Here is an 18,644-nt window from a genome sequence, read left to right as displayed (position 1 = left end):
CGCGGCGCGGCAGGGCCACGGGGGGAATAGCAGGGAGTTTGCGGTGCTGGAGGTTGTGGGGGCGCTGACGGGCAGTCCATGGATATACGCCATGGTGGCCGTATCGGTCCTCTTCGATGTGTTCGTGCCGGTGCTGCCGAGCGGCGTACTGGTGATCACGGCCGCCACGGCGGCGGCCGCGGGCTCGGGCGCCGCCGTGGCCGGGGAGGTGCCCGCCCGGGTCCCCGACATCCTGTTCCTGATCCTCTCCGCCGCCACCGCCTCGGTCCTCGGTGACATGGCGGCCTACCGTCTGGCCTGGCGCGGCGGTGAGCGCCTCGACCGGGCGATCGCCCGCTCGCGTCGGCTGCGCGTCGCGCAGGAGCGGCTCGGCGCGGCCCTCGCCCGGGGCGGCGGCGCCCTGGTCGTGCTGGCCCGCTTCGCCCCGGCCGGCCGCTCGGTCGTCTCGCTGGGCGCGGGTGCCGCCCGCCGCCGCGTGCGCGACTTCCTGCCCTGGTCCGCGCTGGCCGGTCTCTCCTGGGCCGTCTACAGCGTCGCGCTCGGCTACTTCGGCGCGCAGTGGCTGGGCGCCACCTGGCTGGCCACGGGCGTGTCGGTGCTGGCGCTGTTCGGGGCCGGTTCCGGAGCCGCACTCCTGATGCGACGCCAGCCGGCGTCGTAGCCCCCGAGCGCCGGGCTCCCGCACCGGATCCGCCCCGATCCGGCGTCCATCCCGCGTCCGGCACGCGCACGAGGCGGGCGCACGGACGCGTCCGGCACACGCACGGGACGGGCGCGCGGACGCGTTCCGGCACGCACACACGCCAGGCGCAGGCACGGACCCCGGGCACACCCGCGTCCGGCACACGCACCAGTCGAGCGCAGGGCGCGGGACACACCAGCGTCCGGCGCGGGCACGCGTCGAGCCCAGACACGGGCCCGGCGCCGCACGCGCGCGGGACACGTACGTGCCGGGCGCAGACGCGGGTCCGGGCGCACGGACGCGTGCGGAACACAGGACGCACGCGCCCGCGCGGCACGCGCACAGGCCCGGCAGCGCGTCCCGGTCCACCGGCCCAGCGGGCCGCCGCGCGCCCGGTTCACCCGGGCCGGAACCCGTTCCGGCCCCGAAGCGCTCAGCCCCCCTGGCGGACCGCCTGTCCGCGGACCTCCAGGCCGTCGAGGAGTTCCGCGGTGGCCCGCGCGACGGCGTCCACGGCGCGTTCGAACACCTCCTGGTTGTGGGCGGCGGGCGCACGGAACCCGGAGACCTTGCGCACGTACTGGAGAGCGGCGGCGCGGATCTCCTCCTCCGTGGCCTCCTCGGGCAACGCGGGCGGACGGAGCGTCTTGATGCTGCGGCACATGACTCCAGTGTGGACCCCCGCGCACGGGCCCCGCGGCAAGTCGCCGCGAGGGCCGCTGCGATGATCCTCGTCGAGGCAGCCACCGTGACGGGGCCGACCGACGAGAGGAGCCATCCATCATGGCGAACGACGAACTCACCGTGGCCGTCCTGGGTCCGGGCGGCGTGGGCGGCCTGCTGGCCGCGCTGCTGGCCCGCGCCGGGCACCGGGTGATCTGCCTGGCGGGCGACGAGACCGCCCGCACCCTGCGTACCGACGGGATCCGCGTCCGCAGCGCTCTGTTCGGCGACTTCACGGCCCGGGTCGAGGCGGCCGCGGAACTGGGCGAGCCGGTCGACGCCTGTCTGATCGCCGTCAAGCACACCGCGCTCGACGCGGCCCTGACCCGGGTCGCGCCCCCGGCCCTCGGCGACGCCCTCCTCGTACCGTTCCTGAACGGTGTGGAGCATCCGGCGGCCCTGCGCGGGCGCCACCGCCCCGACCGGGTGGCGCCCGCCGTCATCCGTGTCGAGTCGACCCGCGTCGCGCCCGGGGTGATCGAGCACGGCAGTCCGTTCGCGGAGGTCGACCTGACCGGCGACCCGGTCCCGCGCGCCCGACTGGACCGGCTCGCCGAGGCGTTCACGGCCGCCGGACCGGCCACCCGTGTCCTGCCCGACGAGGTGGCCGCGCTGTGGGCGAAGATGTCGTTCCTCGCTCCCCTCGCCCTGCTCACCACCCGTTACGGCCTCCCCCTGGGCGACATCCGCACCCACCACCGCGAGGAGTTGGCGGCCCTGGTGGCGGAGACGGCCGCGGTGAGCCGGGCCTGCGGCGGCCCGTCCGACCCGGCCGCGGCGCTGGCCCGCTACGACGCCTTCCCGCCGGGGACCAGATCGTCGATGCAGCGCGACGCCGAGGCGGGCCGTCCGCTCGAACTGGACGCGATCGGCGGGGCGTTGCTGCGGGCGGCCGGACGGCACGGCATTCCGGTACCCGTGGCGGCCCGTGTGGTGGGGCAGTTGGCGGACGCCGCGCACTGACCGCGGGACCTCCCGCGACCTCGCGGCCCCGCCCTCCGCACACCCTCTACGATCGAACGTCAGTTCGGAACACTCGTTCGTATGAACCTTCCGGAAGGAGCTCGCACCGCAAAATCGAACAGGCGTAGCATTGTCGCGTGGCTACGACCTATGACTTCCCCAGTGACCTCCGCGCCGGTCAGGAGGAGCTGCATCAGGTCCGGGGCGAACTGTCGGCCCTGCTGAAGCGGCTCCCCTGGTCGGTCGAGCCGCTGGACGGCTTCAGCGACGACAACGGCTGGCGCAAGGTGGAGCGCCCCGCCTCCCCGGGCTGGACGGCGGACGAACAGGCCGAGGTGGAGAAGCTGCGGCAGCGGGAGCACGAGCTCGCGGTGTTCGTCAGCTGCCACCGGTTCTGGGCCGAGGTCGCGGCCGCGGACCGGATGGAGGCACGCACCCGGCTCAAGCACGCCCACGAGGCCGCGCCCGCGGACGGCGTCGCCCCCTGACGGTCCCCGCCGTCGGCCCGCGCGACGGCGCCGGCACCCGCGAGAGCGGCGGCACGCGCCGGGGCGCCGGACACACGAAAGGCCCCCGCGGAATCCGCGGGGGCCTTTCGCACCGGCACTTCGGCCGGTCCCGGTGGGCGCGGACGGTTTCGAACCGCCGACATCCTGCTTGTAAGGCAGGCGCTCTACCCCTGAGCTACGCACCCAGGACGAGTCGACAGCCTACATCGCCGGGGGCACTGTCCGGCAAACGCGTTTCGCGGGAACGCCCCGGTCGGGGGCCGCCGCCGCCCGGTGGCGGACCGGCACGCGCCGGCCCGGGGGGAAAGTCACGGTCCGTACCGTGAACCGACCGGCCGGTGTGTTCGTCCTCCACCGGTGGGAGAATGACACCGGGCAGGGCGGATGACAGCACGGGAGAGGGATGTGACGGCGACACCAGGACAGCCGTACTCGCCGTCGGTGCCGGGGGCACCCCGTCCCGTGCGACGCGCGCTGCGGGACGTGCGGGACACCCTGGCGCTGATGGGTCTGCCGCTCGCCGTCGCCCTCGCGCTGCCCGCCGCGTTCGCCGGGGGCGGCACCCGGCGCTGGTTCGGCGGGCGGGCGGAGAGCCAGCGCGCCGAGGCGCAGGCCGCGAAGGACGCCGCCGCGTCCGCGTTCTACGAGCTGGACACCGCCCAGCGCGATCTGCGCATCTCCATCGAGACGATCACGGCCGTCGACGGCACCCCCGCGGCCCGGCGCGCGGTCGCCGACTTCGAGGCGCTCGGCAGACGGATCGACGAGGCCAGTCAGCAGTACATCAACACCGTGGACGCGCACGACCTCGACCGGGACGACCTGGAGGCCTCGGCGGCGGTCCGCGCCCGGACCGAACTCACCCGGGCCAAGGACGAACTCGACCGCGTCAAGCAGGAACTGGACCGGTTCACGGACGGGCTCGGGCCGCTGCTCGGCAAGGCCGAGACCCAGCTCGCCCGGCTCGCGCCCGCCGTCGAGCGGGCCCGCCAGGCCCTGCTGGCCGCCTCGAACGCCCTGGACGGCGCCCGCGCGGCCGGGCTGCGGGCGGACGACCTGGCCGCCCGCCTCGCCGCCCTCGGGCCGGAGCTGACCCGGCTGAACCAGGGGGCGGGACAGCACGGCGTCGCGGGGACCCTGGAGCGGGCCGAGCGGGTCTCCCGGGAGGCCGAGGCGATCCGCGCGAAGGCCGGCCGGCTGCCGGAGCAGGCCGCCGAGATCGACCACCGGCTGGTGTCGCTGCGTACCCGGGCCCAGGCCCTGACCACGCGTGCCGCGCAGGTCGACCCGGTCCTCAGCGAGCTGCGGCGGCGGTTCGCGGCCGCCTGCTGGCAGGACCTCCAGGGCGTGCCGGAGCAGGCCGCGCAGAACGTGCGGCAGGCCGAGGCGAAGCTGACGGAGGCGCAGACCGCGCGGGAGGCGCAGCGCTGGCCCGAGGCGACCGCGCTGCTGTCGACCGTGCGGGCGCTGCTGAACACCACCGACGAGGCGGTGTCGGCCGCGGGTGACCGGCTGACCCGGCTGAACGCCGTGCAGAAGGACCCGCAGCAGGAGATCGAGCGCACCAGGTTCGCGATCCGGGACGCCCAGCGGCTGGCCATGTCGGGGCGTACGACGCCGGACCCGCGGGACGCGCGGCCGCTGGACGACGCGGTGGCCCGGCTGGAGCGGGCGATCGGCACCCTGGAGGGGCGTCACCCCGACTACTGGCACTTCCTGACGGAGACGGAGGCGGTGCGGCGGTCGGCGGCACAGGTCGTCTCGCGGATCCGCGAGGAGCGCGGCTCGGGACACTGAGCGGCCCGGGCCGGCCCCACGGACACGCCCACCGTCCCGGACGGTCCGGACGGACCGAGCGGGCGCGGCGGGCGCGGGCTTCTCAGGTGCGGTAGGCGTAGAACGCGGCGTTGGGGTACGACGCGACCAGGCTCGCCACCGACCGGCGGAAGGTGTTCGTGGAGTGGTACGTCACGTACGGCACGCCGTCGGGGCTGCGGTAGGTGACGATCATCGTGTGGTCCTTGGACCCGTCCTTGTCGAAGTCCATCTGGATGACATCACCGATGTCCGCCTGGTAGACGTTCGCGAGGGGGGTGACCCGCTTCGAGTTCAGCCCGAACCACGAGAACTCGTTGACACCGACGAACGAGTCCGACTGGATGTCGGCGTTGCCGAACCACTTGGTGTAGTCGTACACGTAGCCGGGGACGTGCTTCCAGCCGCCCGCCTTCAGCGACTGGCTGACGAAGTTGGTGCAGTCACCGCCGTCCCCGTGACCGTTGTAGTCCGGGTAGTCGGTGTTGTAGGTGCTCCAGTACTTCTCCGCGTACGCGGCCATGGCCTTGTAGTCGTACGTGGTTCCGGTGAAGCTCTTGGGGTTGGCGGGCGCCGGCCGGGTGGTGGCCGCGCGCGGGGTGTCCGGCGTGGTGGTGTCGGCGGTCGTCGGGGAGGCCGAGGCCTTCACCGTCGGGGAAGCAGACGCCTTGACCGTCGGAGAGGCCGAGGCCTTCACCGTCGGGGAGGCCGAAGCCTTGGCCGTCGCCTTGCCCGTCGGGGAGGGCGAGGCCTTGACCGCCGGGTTGGACGCCGGGTTCGCCACCTGGTTGACGGCGAGGTAACCGGTGTCGGTCTCCTTGATGCCGGTCAGCTGCCAGTTGCCGTGGCTGTCCGCGGTGAACGTCAGCTCGTGGTGGGCCTGGAAACCGGTGGTCTTCGGCTCGTTGCCGCGGACCTTGGCGTAGGTCAGGGTCGTGGTCTCGGTGACCGCGGCCTTGGCCGTACGGCCCTTCACGTTGGTGGCGTCCAGCGTGACGGTGGTGCTGCCCTTGCTGTACTTCTCGCCGAGCTTGGCGAGCAGGTCCTTGCGCTGGTCCAGCGTGGACAGGGCCGAGTCCTGCTTGTGGGCCTGCCCGGAGGACATCTTGACGCCTCCGGAGAAGGTGTCCGTCAGCGGCTTGGCACGGTTGCCCTGCTTGCTGCTGACCAGGGCGTCCGTACGGTCGGTGAAGACCGCGTCCGCCAGCCGCTGGAAGGTCGCCTTAGTCTTGGCGTCCACCTTGGGGTCGTCGACGACCGCCGCGCCGGCCATCCAGTTGGGCAGCAGCGCAGCACCGGCGACGACCGAGACGGCGGCCGCCCCGATTATCGTGACGCGACGGCGCGTCCCTTTCAATTTCCTTGACTTCACTGATGTTTCCCCTCTAACCCGGCACTGGGGACGCCGGGAACGGCATCTTCGCACGCCGTGTGTGGCTCCTGTGAAGGGGGCTGCGGTTGAGGTTTGATTACCGCGTCAGGGCTGTCGCGACGTCCGCATTTGCCACAACTGCCGCGTCCGACAGGGCGATCACTCCACCACCGTCGACCAGTCGGGCGACTGGCCCGGGTCCAGACTGCGCAGCCGCTCCAGGGTCTCGGGCTTCTGCACGTCCATCCACGCGGCCAGCTCCTTGAAGGACACGCACTTGACGCCCTCCTTGGTGCACACGTTCTTGATGACCTGGTCGATGGCCTTCATGTAGATGCCGCCGTTCCAGTCCTCGAAGTGGTTGCCCACGAACAGCGGTGCCCGGCTGCCGTAGTAGACCCGGTTGAAGCCCGCCATGTACGAGTTGACGGTCTCCTGCTCCCACTCGGGGTACTTGGCCGCGTCGCCCTCGGTCTCGCCCTCGGACTGGTTGTAGAGGAAGTTGAAGTCCATGGACAGGCCCTGGTACTTGCCGCCCTCGTACGGGAGCATCTGGAGCGGGAAGTCCCAGATGCCGTCCTTCTTCTTCGGCCATATCTGGAAGTCGCCGGCCGAACTGGCGTCGTAGGCCCACTTGTAGCTCTTGATGGCCTTCAGCAGGTTCGCCTGGCCCTCCAGACAGGGGGCGCGACCGCCGGTCACCTCCTTCTTGAAGTCGAAGGGCAGCGGGGCGATGTCGGTGAAGCCGGTGTTGGTCTTCCAGTGCTCCACGAAGTCGTAGAACTGGTCGATCTCGCTCTTCCACTCCTCGACGCTCCAGTCGCCGCCGCCCTTGGCGCCGCAGAAGTGCCCGTTGAAGTGGGTGCCGATCTCGTTGCCGTCCTTCCAGGCCTCGCCGAGCTGCTCCAGCGTGGTGCGGATGTGCGGGTCGGTGGCGTAGCTGATCGCGGCCGAACCCCGTGAGTGCTGGGGCGGGTTGTAGAGGTCGCTCTTGCTCTTGGGCAGCAGGTAGATGCCCGTGAGGAAGAACGTCATGTGGGCGTCGTACTCCTTGGCCAGCTCCCGGTAGTGCGAGAACAGCTCGTCGTCGCCCTGGAGGGCGCCGTCCCAGGAGAAGACGACGAACTGCGGCGGCTTCTCGCCCTTCTTCAGCGGTACGGGCTTCAACTCGCCGGGCTGCGGGCCGGTGTAGGAGGTGGATCCGTCCCCGAGCACCTTCGTCTTCCCGTCCCAGGGCGTCTTCTTCGCCTTGGGCAGCGTCTGCTTGCCCGCGGACGCCGTCGGGGCGGTGCTGTCGGAACGGGTCAGGACCAGGTAGCCCGCGACCAGGGACGCCGCGACCAGGAGGACCGCCAGGGTGAGGAACCCGGGCCGGGTGGCGCGGATCGGGGCACGGCCTGCGCGGCGGCGGCCGGATGGTGACTTCATGCGCGGCTCATTCTCCGTGGGGGGTGGATGGCGAGTGCCCGGGGCCGGGTCAGCCGAGCGGGCTCATGGCGCCCGACCAGATGTCGTACGGGACGCTGTCGGCGGGTGTGCCCGCGATCCCCTCCAGGGGCAGCGGTTCGAGGCTCTTGCCCAGGTCGATGCGGTAGACCACCACCGCCGTCGACACGGACCTGGCCGTGCCCACGTACCACAGGGCCGTGTCGTCCTGGGTGGTGCCGATCTTCCCGGTGACCTCCGCGGAGGCGGGGGCGGCCGTGGGATGCGCGGTGCGGAACGCGTCCGAGAGCGCGGAGTTGACCTCCTCGGCCACCTTGGCCCGCACCGCGCGCCGCGACTCGGGCTTCTTCAGCACGACCTTGGACCCGTTGCGGGTGATCCGGCTCACCGAGTACGGCTCGGTGTGCCGGCCGGCGTCGGCGAACGTCCCGTAGGCGCTCGCCATCCGGATCGCGCTGGGTGTGGAGTTGCCCAGGGACAGCGCGGGGACCTGGGCGCCGAAGCTGGAGGACAGCAGCCCGGAGGCCTCCGCGGTGGCACGCACCGTGTCGAGGCCGGTGTCCATGCCGAGCTGCATGAACGGGGTGTTGACGGAGTCGGCGAGCGCCCGGTGCAGGCTGATCCGCCCGTAGGACCTCTCGCCGTCGTTGCGGGCGGCGACCTTCTTGCCGCTGCGGTCCCAGTACGGGCCCTCCGGCGTGGTGACGGGCACGTTGTCGTCGCCGTTGTAGAGCGCGTCGCCGGTGATCGGGGTGGCGGGGGTGTCGCGGGAGGTGCGGACGCCGTGCTCGAGTCCGGCGGCGTAGACGAACGGGGTGAAGGCCGAACCGGCCGGGACCGTGGTGGCGTTGGACTCGTTGTAGCCCTGGGTGCGGTGGTCGGGGCCGCCGTAGACGGCGAGGATCCGGCCGTCGGCGGCGATCGACGAGGCGCCGTAGTGGGCGGCCTCGGCGAGGTCCGCGTCCTTTCGCTTCGCCTGCTTGCGGGCCTTGGCGACGGCGTTGGTCAGCGCCGTCTCCCGTTTGCGGTCGAACGTCGTGTAGATCTGGTAGCCGCCGAGGTCGAAGTCCTTGTCCGAGATGCCGGCGGCCTTCTTGGCGTACTGCTGGGCCAGTTCCACCAGATAGTCGCTCTGGCTTCCGGTGTAGAAGGTCTTCGACTGCTTCAGCGGCTCGGGGAAGGTCTTGTACTTGGCCCGCTCGGCGGGGGACAGCTTGCCGAGGTCCACCATGCGGTCGAGGATCCAGCCCCAGCGCTCCACCGCGCGGGCGTGGTTGGCCTTGCTCAGGGACGGGTCGAACAGACCGGCGCCCTTGAGCAGGGAGGCCAGGAAGGCGGCCTGGCTGACGTCGAGTTCGCCGACGTCCTTGCCGTAGTACGCCTGGGAGGCGCGCTGGATGCCGTAGGTGCCGCGGCCGAACCAGCTGGTGTTGAGGTAGCCCTCGAGGATCTTGTCCTTGCTCATCCGGTTGTCGAGCTTGAGGGAGATCATGGCTTCGGTGAACTTGCGGCTGATAGTCTGATTTTGGGTCAGATAGACGTTCTTGACGTATTGTTGGGTGATGGTGGAGCCACCCTGGGTGTCGCCCGAGCCGACCGTGCGGTACAGGGCGCGCCCGATGCCGGAGAGGGATATGCCCGGGTCGGAGTAGAAGCTGGCGTTCTCGGCCGCCAGCACCGCCCAGCGGACGTCCTCGGGTATGTCCTTCAGGGGCATGTCCTGCCGCTGCACCCAGCCGGTGCGGGCCATGGGTGTCCCGTCGGACCAGAAGAAGACGTTGTCCTGCTGGGTGGCGTAGGAGTTGAGGTTCTGCGGGATGTCGGTGGCCGCGTACGCGACGACCAGGAGCGCGCCGGTCATGCCGATGGCCGAGAACACGGCGCCCACCGACTGCCGCCAGGAGGGTATCCAGCGACGCCAGTCGGCGCGGCCGGGGCGCGGGTACTGCGGTCTGAGCTTGCGGGCGTACGGCTCCAGCCGCCGCACATAAGGGGACAGACGCTCCGTCAGGGGGGCAAGTCGTGCTGTCACCGGCGCCAGGAGACGGGCCAGCGCGGCCAGCAGCGGCGCGGCCGCCGCGGCGAGACGGCCGACGGGCGGGACCGGCGAAGCAGCCGGGGCCGACGGGGTCCCGCGTCGGCCGGTGGAACGGGCGGGCAGCTCCGAGGGCTTGACCACCCTCAGCTCCATGGTGGCGTCGGCCGGCGGAGGCGGCTCGAACCGCAACTGCATGGTGGCGTCGGCCGGCTGCGGCGGCTCGAACCGCAGCTGCATGGTGACGTCCGACATCGGAGGCGGCGGCGCGGACGTCGGCGGCACCGGCGGCTCGAACCGCAGCTGCATGGTGACGTCGGACGGCTGCGGCTCCTGGTCAGGCGCCCCGGTCGCGCCGACCGGCGCCTCCGGCTCCGCACGTCGACGGCGGGAACGATTCGGCGCCGCGCGGCGACCGCGCGGCGGACCGTCACCCCCGTGGGCCTCCGCCCCCTGCCCTTCGTCGGTCACGACTGCGTCTCCCTCCGCACTCCGTGGTGCTCGCGCGGGTCGACACAACTACCGCCTGTACGGCGGTTATCCCCCTGTGTCACCGGACCAGGGTCAAACCCTGCGGCTCATCGCGGCTCTGCCAAATTACCAGCGATCTTTGCGAATTCTCCGCACAAGAAAGAGACAGAAGCGATCGCATGACAAACCAAGACCGCACATTACGGTCGCGCCGGTGAGGACCCGTTCGACGGATCGGACCGCCGGACGCGGAGGCCGGCACGCCCTCCTCCGGCGGCGGGAGTCGCTGCGGCGTCGTCGTCGGTCGCCGACTGCCCCATCGCGCCGACACCGTCCTCCGCCTTGCGGCCGGACGCCCCGGACCCCGCTCACCTGGACCGATACGACATCGATGCCTTCCTGCGACTCGATGCGCCGGGCAGGCCCTAGCCTTGAGCCATGCCTCGCTACGAATACCGCTGCCGGACCTGCGGCGACACCTTCGAACTCAGCCGCCCCATGGCGGAATCGGCCGATCCGGCCGACTGCCCGGCCGGACACGCCGACACAGTGAAGTTGCTCTCAACGGTCGCGGTGGGCGGGTCGGCGGCCGCGACCGCCCCCGCGCCCAGGGCGGGCGGGGGCGGCGGCGGTTGCTGCGGCGGAGGCTGCTGCGGCTGACGGCCGACCGGACTCCGGGGACGGGCCCCGCTGCACGGCGTCGCCGCGCCTCGCTGTACGGCACCGCCCCGCCCGTGGCACGGCACCATCTCGCCCCGCGGCACGGCAGCGCCGCGCGCCGCCGTACGGCACCGTGCGATGCCGTACGGCGGTGGCCGGCGCTCAGCCGCGGGTGGCGTGCAGGAACTCCCGCAGGATGCGCTCGCCCGCCAGCACGCCCCGCTCGGGCAGCGCGGTGACCGCGGGGGCCGTCCAGTCGTCGTCGGCCAGTTCGCCGTGGCCCGGCCGCCAGCCCCGGTCCGCCACCAGCAGCAGGTCCGCGTCGAGCAGGGAGTCGCCCGCGGTGAGGGTGAGTTCGGCGCCGGTGCGGCGGACGACCTCACGCACGGCGGCGCTCTTGGTGAGCGGCTTCGGCACCGCGTAGATCTTGCGGCCCTGGAGCGACACCGTCCAGCCGAGGTTCTCCGCCCAGGCCGCGAGCTCCTTCACCCACTCCTCGGGCAGCAGCTCGCGCTCCACGACCAGATACGCGAACAGGTCCTCGGCGACCCGCTGCTTGCGCAGCCAGACCGGATCCGCCGAGCGGGTGAGGTGCTCCTGCACCTGGGCCAGCGGCGCGCACTCGTCGGCCAGCCGCGCGGTCACCTGCGCGTGCCAGTCCGGATCCGACACGCCGTCCACCAGCAGATGGCCGCCGTTGGCGCAGATCGCGTACGTCGGCGCCGGGCCCGGCAGGTTGATGCGCAGGTACTGCTTGCGGGTCCGGGTGGTGGTCGGCACGAACACCGCCGTGTCACCCAGCTCCGTGAGCAGTGCGGCCGCCGTCTCCGTCATGTACGACAGCGGCTTGTTCTCGTGCACCTCCACGCACAGCAGCCGCGGGGCCCGCGCGTCGGGCATGGTCAGCGCGAGCGCCGCCGCGGAGTAGATGAGCGTACGGTCGAGGTCGCTCGCCACCAGCACCGGCATCAGACCGTCACCGCCCTGCCGTCGGCGCCGGTCGCCCCGCGGGTGTACTTGGGGTGGATCAACCCCACGCAGGTGTAGGGCAGTCCGTCGACCTCCTCGACGGGCACGCCTCTCTGCTCGGCCAGCAGGCGCACATGGTCGAGGTCGGCGCCCGCCCCGGCGCGGGCCAGGATCTTCCACGGCACCCGGCGCAGCAGCACCCGGGTGGTCTCGCCGACGCCGGGCTTGACGAGGTTGACGTCGTGGATGCCGTACTCCTCGCTGATCCGCTCGACGGCCGCCCAGCCCTCCCAGGTCGGGGTGCGGTCGGCGGCCAGCAGCTCCTTGACCGCCACGTCCACCGCGTCCACCACCTCGCCGAAGCGCGCGGCGACCGTGTCGAGGAAGTCCACCGAGACGTCCGCACCGGCGAGTTCGCGGTAGAACTTCGCGCCGTGGAAGTCGTTCGGGCCCACCAGGTCCGCGCGCAGCACCGTGCGCGAGATCAGGCCCGACACGGTCGAGTTGAGGCAGGCGGAGGGGATGAGGTAGTCCTCACGGGTGCCGTAGGTGCGTACGCACGAGCCCGGGTCGGCCAGCACCGCGATCTCCGGGTCGAAGCCGGTGATGCCCTCGGACTCCTCGAACTCCTCGATGGCGTCGGCGAGCTCCCGGGTGATGGCGCCCTTGCCGGTCCAGCCGTCGACGAAGACCACGTCGGCGGGGTCGTGGTGGGCGGCCAGCCAGCGCAGCGCGTTGGCGTCGATGCCCCGGCCGCGCACGATCGAGACGGCGTAGTGCGGCAGTTCCAGGCCGTAGCGGAACCGGGCCCAGCGGCGCATCAGGACGCCGACCGGCGTGCCCGCGCGGGCCAGCGAGACCAGGACCGGGCGTGCCGCCGCGTTCTCCTCGCCGGAGCGCGTCTGCGCGCGCTCCGCGAGCACGGTCTCGGTGACCACGCCGACGGCGTGGGCGATCCGGGCCGCCGAGGTGGCCAGCGCCGCGTGGAAGAGTCGCTGGTAGTGCTCGCTCGGCTGGTACTCCACCGGCAGCGACTCGGCGTAGTGGGCGCCACCGCTCTGGATGGCCTCCTCGCGCTCCTCGGTCGGCGCCTCCAGTGTGACGTCCGAGAGGTCCTGGAGCAGCCAGCCCACCTCCTCCGGCGCGTACGAGGAGAAGGCGGGGCCGCGAAGGGGCTCGGGCAGCATGGCGGGCCTTTCGGGTACGTGCGGCGGTTCGGGGACGTACGAGGGCACGACCGCGAGCAGGACGTGCGGGGCGTGCGCGGCGAGCTGGGCGAGCAGGCCGTCGGGCGCGTGCAGTGGCGGGGTGTCGGCGGCCGAGTCCACGACCGCCACGACCGCGTCGAAGCCCGCGCCGGCCACGTTGTAGGCGTAGCGCTCGCCGGGGCCGTCGGCCGGGTCGTCGTGGGCGGGGAAGACCAGGCGGCTGCGTATCGCGTAGCCGGGGTCGTCGACGGCCAGGACGGGCGAGCGGGTGGTGGTGGAGTAGCGCACCTCGGCGGCCACGGCCCGTTCGAGTTCGCGGGCCAGCCTGAGCGGTGCGTACATCAGCTCTTCGAAGCCGAGGACGAGGACGCGCCGGGCGTCGCCGGGTATCGCCTCGGCGAGCCGGACCGCCATCGCGGGCAGCGCGGACTCCAGCCGGGCGCGGTGACCCGGGGTGAAGCCGTGCCGTCCGCCGTCGGGCACGGCGCGCGGCCAGAGCAGGTCGACGCGCTCGACCCGGCCGTCCGGGCCGGGGGCGGCCGGCGCGGCGGACTCGTGCCGGGCGACCAGCGCCTGCCCCTTCTCCAGCACGCCCTCGGGCAGGCGTACGGTCCCGGAGGCGGCCGCCACCAGGTCGACCCGGGCTCCGATCTCCGCGGCGAAGTCCGCCAGCCGGCCCGCGTCGGCCGCCGAGCGCATGTCGACGAGCGCGACCACGACGTAGCGTCGGCGCGGGTAGCGCCCGTGCAGCTCACGGATGGTGTTCAGGACGGTGTTGCCGGTGGAGAACTCGTCGTCGACCAGGATCAGCGGGCCGTCGCCGCGCAGCAGCGCGGGGTCCTCGGGCAGCAGCAGGTGGGAGGTGGCGTGCGAGTGGGACTCCTCGAAGCCGCCCGCCTGGTCCACGCCGGGGACCGGGCGGCGGGTGGAGTGCAGGTAGGGGGCGAGGCCCACGCCGTCGGCGACGCAGTGGCCGAGGCCGGTGGCGGTCTCCGCGTAGCCGAGGACGACCGCCCGGGCCGCCTCCTCGTCGCCGAGCAGGTCGCGCACCCGGCGGCCGAGGTCGAAGCCATGGCCGTAGACGACGGCCGGGGACTGCGGCACGTGTTTGCCCAGCACGTTCGACACCAGCAGGTGGGCCCGCTTGGGGTTGCGGCGCAGGGCCAGCCCCAGCAGGTCGTCCAGTTGATCGTCGCCCACCAGTTCGAGCCCGAGCCGTTCGGCGACCCAGGTTCCGGACCAGACCCCGTCGTTCACTGCGTTGTTCATACGTCCCTTGTGTATAGCCGGTTCGTCGGTCGGATTCACCGGCCGGATCGCCGGCCGGGTTCGTCGGTCGGGCTCGCCGGCCGGGTGCCCGGCCGGTTCAGCCGGAGATGACTGCGGCGAGCAGGTCCACGAAGCTGACGTCCTCGTGCGCCACGCCGAAGACCTCCGCGCGCAGCATGGTCCGCTCGGCCCAGGCGCGGTGCGGCTTCACCTCGTTCATCTTGTTGGTGTACGCCGACCGCAGCACACCCCCGCCGCCGCGCTCGGGCCGCAGGATGTCCGCCGCGTCGCTGAACTCCTCGTGGCTGACGACGGACAGCGCGTGCACGGCCGGCACGTGGGAGGGGTGGATGCAGGTCTTGCCGAGCAGGCCGTTGGCCTGGTCCAGGGAGATCTCCCGCAGCAGCCCGTCCATGGCGTGCTCTATGAGTATCTCGCGCAGCTCGACGGCCTGTCCCTCCAGGAAGGGGCTGTGCCGCAGCATCGGCTTGAACATGCGCTCCGGGACCCGGAAGTACTCCCACACCGGTCCGGTCACCGTGAAACCGGTGCCGTCGGCGCGGCCCAGCATGTTCACCACGTCGGCGATCACGGAGGCGACGATCTGGACGTCGTACGCCGTCATGTCGGGGGCCCGGCGCAGACCGTAGGAGGAGCAGAAGTCGGTCACCCCCAGGCGCAGCGCGAGCACCCGGTCGCGGAACTTGTCGACGGCGCGGGCGATGCCCTCCAGCGTGTCGACGCGCGACTCGCGGTACAGCAGCTCGGGCGACTCCAGCACCGGCATCGCGAACAGGCGCCGGCCGCTCGCCGACTCCGCCGCGGCGAGCGCCTCCAGGAAGGGGACACCGCGCTGCTCGGTGAACTTGGGCATGACGAACCCGGACAGCCGCCGGACGGTGGGACCGAGGCGGCGGACCAGGTCGGGGATCTGCTCGGGGGTACGGACCCGGATGAACAGCAGCGGAAGGTCGGGGCCGGTGCGCGCGTCGAGGTCGGCGAACTGGCGGACGAGGTTCTCCTCGCCGTGCTCGACGTCCGCGTCGGCGATCGAGTCCTCGAGGCACAGCACCATCGAGACCACGCCGCGCTCGGCCTGCTTGACGATGTCGTCGGCGAGCCGCGGGCGGATCGCCGGACTGTAGAGCGTGGCTCCCAGGGCCGCGGACAGCAGCCGGGCCGGGGAGTCCGTGGTGAACTCGCACGGCTCCTGGACGAAGAGGCGCTTCCGCACCTCAGGGGCGATGTGCCCGAAATGACGCATTGAGCTCCCCCATGGTGATGGAACGGCGCATGGATCTGGCCTGTGAAGTGTCTACGTGTGGCCGGTAATAGTACGTAGGGATCCAAGGAGCAGGTTCCCTCCGGGCGTGAAGTTCAGGTAACGCCGACAAACACAGTGGGTCACCATGCCCGGATTCACCCCCACATTGTCGTGATCAGGACCGAGAGGGCAGGATGACCGCATGACGCACGCGATGCTGAAGGGGTCGAACGCCCCTCTCGAGGCCACGACGGTGCGCGCCGTGCTGCGCTGGACGCCCGACCAGGGCGCCCCCGACGTGGACGTGTCCGCACTGCTCCTGGGCCCCGACGGACGGGTGCGCTCCGACGAGGACTTCGTCTTCTACAACCAGCCCCGGCACCCCTCCGGGAAGGTCTGGCGGCTCGGCAAGAAGCGGGTGGCCGAGGGCCTCACCGATACGATCCAGACAGATCTGGTCGGTGTCGAGCCCAGCGTCGGCCAGATTCTGCTCGTCGCTTCGGCGGACGGCGTCACGTTCGATCGCGTACGGTCACTGCGCATCGTGCTGTACGACGCCGCGGTCACCGAGGGCGAACCGCTGGCCTATTTCGACATCAAGCCGGAGACCGGCGAGGAGACGGCGCTGATCTGCGGTGAGCTCTACCGGCGCGGGGACGGCTGGAAGTTCCGGGCCCTGGGCGAGGGCTACTCGAACGGGCTCAAGGGCCTCGCGACCGACTTCGGCATCTCCGTGGACGAGGCGGAGGCCGTGCAGGAGTCGCAGTCCGTCCAGCCCCCGCCGCCCACCACCTCCCAGCCGCTGCCCCCGGAGCAGCCCGCGAACGTCCCCGCGCAGCCCGCCTACGGCTATCCGCAGCCGCCCGCGACGACGCAGCCGGCCTACGGCTACCCGCACCCGGCCGGCCAGCCCGCGTACGGCTATCCCCAGCCCGTCCCGGCCGCCCTCGGGGAGTTCCGGCTGCCTCCGCAGGGCCCGCAGTTCATCGGCCGCTGACCGCACCGGGTTCCGCGGCCGCCGGCGCGGGGCCGTACGGGCCCTGTGCGGCCTCTGTGCGGGCCCTGTGCGGCCCGTACGGGAGGCCTGGCGCTCCCGGCCGTGCCGGACCCGCCCGAAACCCGTCCGCGGCCCGGCCTGCGGAACCGGGCGTCAGCCCTCGACCTTCGTCTTGTAGCCCCGCCCCCATTGCAGTCCCCAGCCGTACAGCCGGTCCAGTTCGGCCTGGAAGCCGTAGACGAACTTCACCTCGCGCCGGACGATCAGCTCGCCCTTGACGTTCTCGATCATCACGACCGCGCAGGAGCGGGCCTGCGGATGGCGTTCGTCCAGGCCGATCTCGATCCGCGGACCGTTGCTCGGATACAGAGTGACGATGGCGTGCGTACGGTCGAAGGCGGGTGTCTGGTCGTATATGTAGACGAACACCAGCAGACGCTTGATGTCGTCGCGGTGGTCGAGGTTGATGTACATGGTCTCGCCGGACGCCGAGCCGAAGCGGTCGTCGCCGCTGAGTTTCACGTACGGCGGCGCGTTGACGTCGCCCAGGTAGCCGCCGAGCGGCTGGACGACGCCCTTGGTGCCGTCCGCGAGCTCGTACAGGCAGCCCAGGTCGAGGTCGACGTTGACCATGCTCTGGCTGTGGCCGACGACCTCCGGGGGCTTGAGCGCCTTGAAGGGGTGCCGCAGCAGGCTCTCGCGCTGGTTGCCGCCGAAGTCGGAGGTCCGCATCCGCCAGGTCAGGTTGATGCGCAGGTTGCCGGTGGACGCTCCCTGTTTGGTGAGGGAGACATAGTGATGCCGTTTGGTCAGCTCGATCGCGTTGCTCGCCGCGCTGCCCGAGTCGAATTCGAGCGCACGCCCGCGCCAGAGCCCGTCGAAGAAGCCCATGCCCTGCCCCCACCCCTGCCTTCACCCACACCCGAAATGCCGGCGGGGCGGCCGGCGGACCTCTGTCGCCTGCCGCCCCGCTCGAAGCGTTCCCCCGGTCCGCCGGTCGTCACACCCCGGACGAGACCTCGGCCTTCTCGTCCGACCCCGCTTCGCCTCCGGCCGCCGCCAGCGCGCGGTTGCGGCGCACGGAGGACCAGAAGGACAGGGCGATCAGGACGACGCCGACGAGGCCGGTGATGACCTCGTTGATCTGGTGCTGAATGGTGACCATGAGGATCACGGCCAGCGCGCCGATCGCGTAGTGCGCGCCGTGCTCCAGGTAGACGTAGTCGTCGAGGGTGCCCTGGCGGACCAGGTAGACGGTGAGCGAGCGGACGTACATCGCGCCGATGCCGAGGCCGAGGGCCATCAGGACGATGTCGTTGGTGATGGCGAAGGCGCCGATCACCCCGTCGAAGGAGAACGACGCGTCCAGGACCTCGAGGTAGAGGAACATGAAGAACGCGGCCTGGCCGGCCAGCACGACGGCCGGCTTCTTCCGGCCGGTCCGCTCGGCCTCCTCCTCCGCCTCGTGCTCGCGCTCCTCCTCTTCCTCCAGCTTGTCCTCGAAGTAGCCGGAGAGCCCGCCGACGACCATGTACGTGATCAGGCCGGCGATGCCCGCGATCAGCACCGTCTGCGCCTTGTCGACGTGCGCGCCGCCGTGCTGGTGGGCGTGGGCCGCGAAGGTGAAGGAGGTGATCAGCAGGACGACCAGGGCGATGCAGACCGACAGCATGTCGACCTTGCCGAGCTTGGCCAGCGGCCGCTCGATCCAGCGCAGCCACTGGATGTCACGGTCCTCGAAGATGAAGTCGAGGAAGATCATGAGCAGGAACATGCCACCGAAGGCGGCGATCGCCGGGTGGGCGTCGGTGACCAGCTGCTGGTACTGGTCCTTGTTGTTGAGCGCGAGGTCGACCGCGTCGATCGGTCCGATCTTGGCGCTGATGGCGACGATGACGACGGGAAAGACCAGCCGCATCCCGAAGACGGCGATCAGCACACCGACCGTGAGGAAGATCTTCTGCCAGAAGGCATTCATCTTCTTCAGGATTCCGGCGTTGACCACCGCGTTGTCGAACGACAGCGAGATCTCCAGGACGGAGAGGATCGCCACGATGCCGAAAGCCTCCCACCCCCCGTAGAAGACCGCTGCGACCAAGCCGAGCGCGGTGACCGCGAACGACCAGCCGAAGGTTTTCAGAAGCACTGGCTACCCAATCCTGTGTGAGGGGGAACGTCCCGGACGGAGTCCGGGTGAGCGCCTCCCCCGCGCCACACTCGGCTTTACGAAGTGTTGACCCCGAAGTCTAGAGGGAGAGCTC

General features: G+C 71.6%; 15 protein-coding genes and 1 tRNA gene. 6 read left to right on the top strand and 10 right to left on the bottom strand.

Annotation, left to right across the window (positions count from 1 at the left end; all coding sequences use genetic code 11):
* The first annotated feature begins 43 nt into the window (after positions 1-43).
* A complete protein-coding gene (locus tag ACZ60B_RS34380) occupies positions 44-661 on the top strand; it encodes a DedA family protein (protein ID WP_469394081.1) in 618 nt (205 codons plus the stop codon).
* Positions 662-1,115: 454 nt separating this feature from the next.
* Here ACZ60B_RS34380 and ACZ60B_RS34375 read toward each other — a convergent pair whose 3' ends face one another.
* Entirely contained in the window at positions 1,116-1,346 is a 231-nt protein-coding gene (locus ACZ60B_RS34375) for a DUF2277 domain-containing protein (protein ID WP_469394079.1), read from the bottom strand.
* A 119-nt stretch (positions 1,347-1,465) separates the two neighbouring features.
* Here ACZ60B_RS34375 and ACZ60B_RS34370 point away from each other — a divergent pair, with 119 nt between their 5' ends.
* Together ACZ60B_RS34370 and ACZ60B_RS34365 are read left to right on the top strand one after the other, a co-directional pair.
* The gene (locus ACZ60B_RS34370; RefSeq protein ID WP_469394077.1) at positions 1,466-2,368 is read left to right on the top strand and encodes a ketopantoate reductase family protein; all 903 of its coding nucleotides are present in this window, start codon (positions 1,466-1,468) and stop codon (positions 2,366-2,368) included.
* Between the two features lie 137 nt (positions 2,369-2,505).
* Positions 2,506-2,856 carry a hypothetical protein gene (locus tag ACZ60B_RS34365; protein ID WP_469394075.1) on the top strand — a complete coding sequence of 117 codons (351 nt, stop codon included), beginning with the start codon at positions 2,506-2,508 and terminating at the stop codon, positions 2,854-2,856.
* A gap of 134 nt (positions 2,857-2,990) precedes the next feature.
* On the opposite strand, the gene ACZ60B_RS34360 is transcribed toward ACZ60B_RS34365, so the two are convergent.
* A tRNA-Val gene (locus ACZ60B_RS34360) sits at positions 2,991-3,062 on the bottom strand.
* A 220-nt stretch (positions 3,063-3,282) separates the two neighbouring features.
* Between ACZ60B_RS34360 and ACZ60B_RS34355 the strand changes: the two genes are divergently transcribed.
* A complete protein-coding gene (locus ACZ60B_RS34355) occupies positions 3,283-4,674 on the top strand; it encodes a hypothetical protein (RefSeq protein ID WP_469394073.1) in 1,392 nt (463 codons plus the stop codon).
* A gap of 82 nt (positions 4,675-4,756) precedes the next feature.
* Here ACZ60B_RS34355 and ACZ60B_RS34350 read toward each other — a convergent pair whose 3' ends face one another.
* The 3 genes from ACZ60B_RS34350 to ACZ60B_RS34340 form a co-directional block, all read right to left on the bottom strand.
* A complete protein-coding gene (locus ACZ60B_RS34350; RefSeq protein WP_469394071.1) occupies positions 4,757-6,064 on the bottom strand; it encodes an amidase domain-containing protein in 1,308 nt (435 codons plus the stop codon).
* Between the two features lie 159 nt (positions 6,065-6,223).
* Entirely contained in the window at positions 6,224-7,492 is a 1,269-nt protein-coding gene (locus ACZ60B_RS34345; protein ID WP_469394069.1) for a polysaccharide deacetylase family protein, read from the bottom strand.
* 49 nt (positions 7,493-7,541) lie between these two features.
* Positions 7,542-9,785 (bottom strand): transglycosylase domain-containing protein, encoded by a 2,244-nt coding sequence (locus tag ACZ60B_RS34340; RefSeq protein ID WP_469394120.1) that lies wholly within the window; start codon positions 9,783-9,785, stop codon positions 7,542-7,544.
* Between the two features lie 669 nt (positions 9,786-10,454).
* Here ACZ60B_RS34340 and ACZ60B_RS34335 point away from each other — a divergent pair.
* Positions 10,455-10,676, top strand: a complete 222-nt coding sequence (locus ACZ60B_RS34335; protein WP_469394067.1) for an FmdB family zinc ribbon protein — start codon at positions 10,455-10,457, stop codon at positions 10,674-10,676.
* Positions 10,677-10,838: 162 nt separating this feature from the next.
* Here the strand turns inward: ACZ60B_RS34335 and ACZ60B_RS34330 are convergent, their stop codons facing one another.
* From ACZ60B_RS34330 to ACZ60B_RS34320, 3 genes are all read right to left on the bottom strand, one after another.
* The gene (locus tag ACZ60B_RS34330; protein ID WP_469394065.1) at positions 10,839-11,645 is read right to left on the bottom strand and encodes an HAD family hydrolase; all 807 of its coding nucleotides are present in this window, start codon (positions 11,643-11,645) and stop codon (positions 10,839-10,841) included.
* Positions 11,645-14,122, bottom strand: coding sequence for a phosphoribosyltransferase (locus ACZ60B_RS34325; protein WP_469394063.1), 2,478 nt, complete (start codon positions 14,120-14,122; stop codon positions 11,645-11,647). Before ACZ60B_RS34325 ends, ACZ60B_RS34330 begins: the two co-directional genes overlap by 1 nt.
* Positions 14,123-14,219: 97 nt before the next feature.
* Positions 14,220-15,386 carry an HpcH/HpaI aldolase/citrate lyase family protein gene (locus ACZ60B_RS34320; protein ID WP_469394061.1) on the bottom strand — a complete coding sequence of 389 codons (1,167 nt, stop codon included), beginning with the start codon at positions 15,384-15,386 and terminating at the stop codon, positions 14,220-14,222.
* 202 nt (positions 15,387-15,588) lie between these two features.
* Here ACZ60B_RS34320 and ACZ60B_RS34315 point away from each other — a divergent pair, with 202 nt between their 5' ends.
* Positions 15,589-16,383: a TerD family protein gene (locus ACZ60B_RS34315; RefSeq protein ID WP_469394059.1), complete on the top strand. Its 795-nt coding sequence runs from the start codon at positions 15,589-15,591 to the stop codon at positions 16,381-16,383.
* A gap of 153 nt (positions 16,384-16,536) precedes the next feature.
* Here ACZ60B_RS34315 and ACZ60B_RS34310 read toward each other — a convergent pair whose 3' ends face one another.
* Both ACZ60B_RS34310 and ACZ60B_RS34305 read right to left on the bottom strand, forming a co-directional pair.
* Positions 16,537-17,274, bottom strand: coding sequence for a TerD family protein (locus ACZ60B_RS34310; RefSeq protein WP_469394057.1), 738 nt, complete (start codon positions 17,272-17,274; stop codon positions 16,537-16,539).
* 109 nt (positions 17,275-17,383) lie between these two features.
* A complete protein-coding gene (locus tag ACZ60B_RS34305; RefSeq protein WP_469394055.1) occupies positions 17,384-18,529 on the bottom strand; it encodes a DUF475 domain-containing protein in 1,146 nt (381 codons plus the stop codon).
* Between the last annotated feature and the right edge of the window lie 115 nt (positions 18,530-18,644).

The organism is Streptomyces sp. NPDC104096 (assembly GCF_055584385.1).
This window is presented reverse-complemented; position numbering and strand designations above follow the sequence as displayed.

Bases quoted from the DNA above. Each gene is read 5' to 3' on its own strand.
- ACZ60B_RS34330 (WP_469394065.1), bottom strand. From the start codon at position 11,645: ATGCCGGTGCTGGTGGCGAGCGACCTCGACCGTACGCTCATCTACTCC.
- ACZ60B_RS34335 (WP_469394067.1), top strand. From the start codon at position 10,455: ATGCCTCGCTACGAATACCGCTGCCGGACCTGCGGCGACACCTTCGAA.
- ACZ60B_RS34340 (WP_469394120.1), bottom strand. From the start codon at position 9,785: ATGCAGCTGCGGTTCGAGCCGCCGCAGCCGGCCGACGCCACCATGCAG.
- ACZ60B_RS34320 (WP_469394061.1), bottom strand. From the start codon at position 15,386: ATGCGTCATTTCGGGCACATCGCCCCTGAGGTGCGGAAGCGCCTCTTC.
- ACZ60B_RS34370 (WP_469394077.1), top strand. From the start codon at position 1,466: ATGGCGAACGACGAACTCACCGTGGCCGTCCTGGGTCCGGGCGGCGTG.
- ACZ60B_RS34345 (WP_469394069.1), bottom strand. From the start codon at position 7,492: ATGAAGTCACCATCCGGCCGCCGCCGCGCAGGCCGTGCCCCGATCCGC.
- ACZ60B_RS34315 (WP_469394059.1), top strand. From the start codon at position 15,589: ATGACGCACGCGATGCTGAAGGGGTCGAACGCCCCTCTCGAGGCCACG.
- ACZ60B_RS34310 (WP_469394057.1), bottom strand. From the start codon at position 17,274: ATGGGCTTCTTCGACGGGCTCTGGCGCGGGCGTGCGCTCGAATTCGAC.
- ACZ60B_RS34325 (WP_469394063.1), bottom strand. From the start codon at position 14,122: ATGAACAACGCAGTGAACGACGGGGTCTGGTCCGGAACCTGGGTCGCC.
- ACZ60B_RS34375 (WP_469394079.1), bottom strand. From the start codon at position 1,346: ATGTGCCGCAGCATCAAGACGCTCCGTCCGCCCGCGTTGCCCGAGGAG.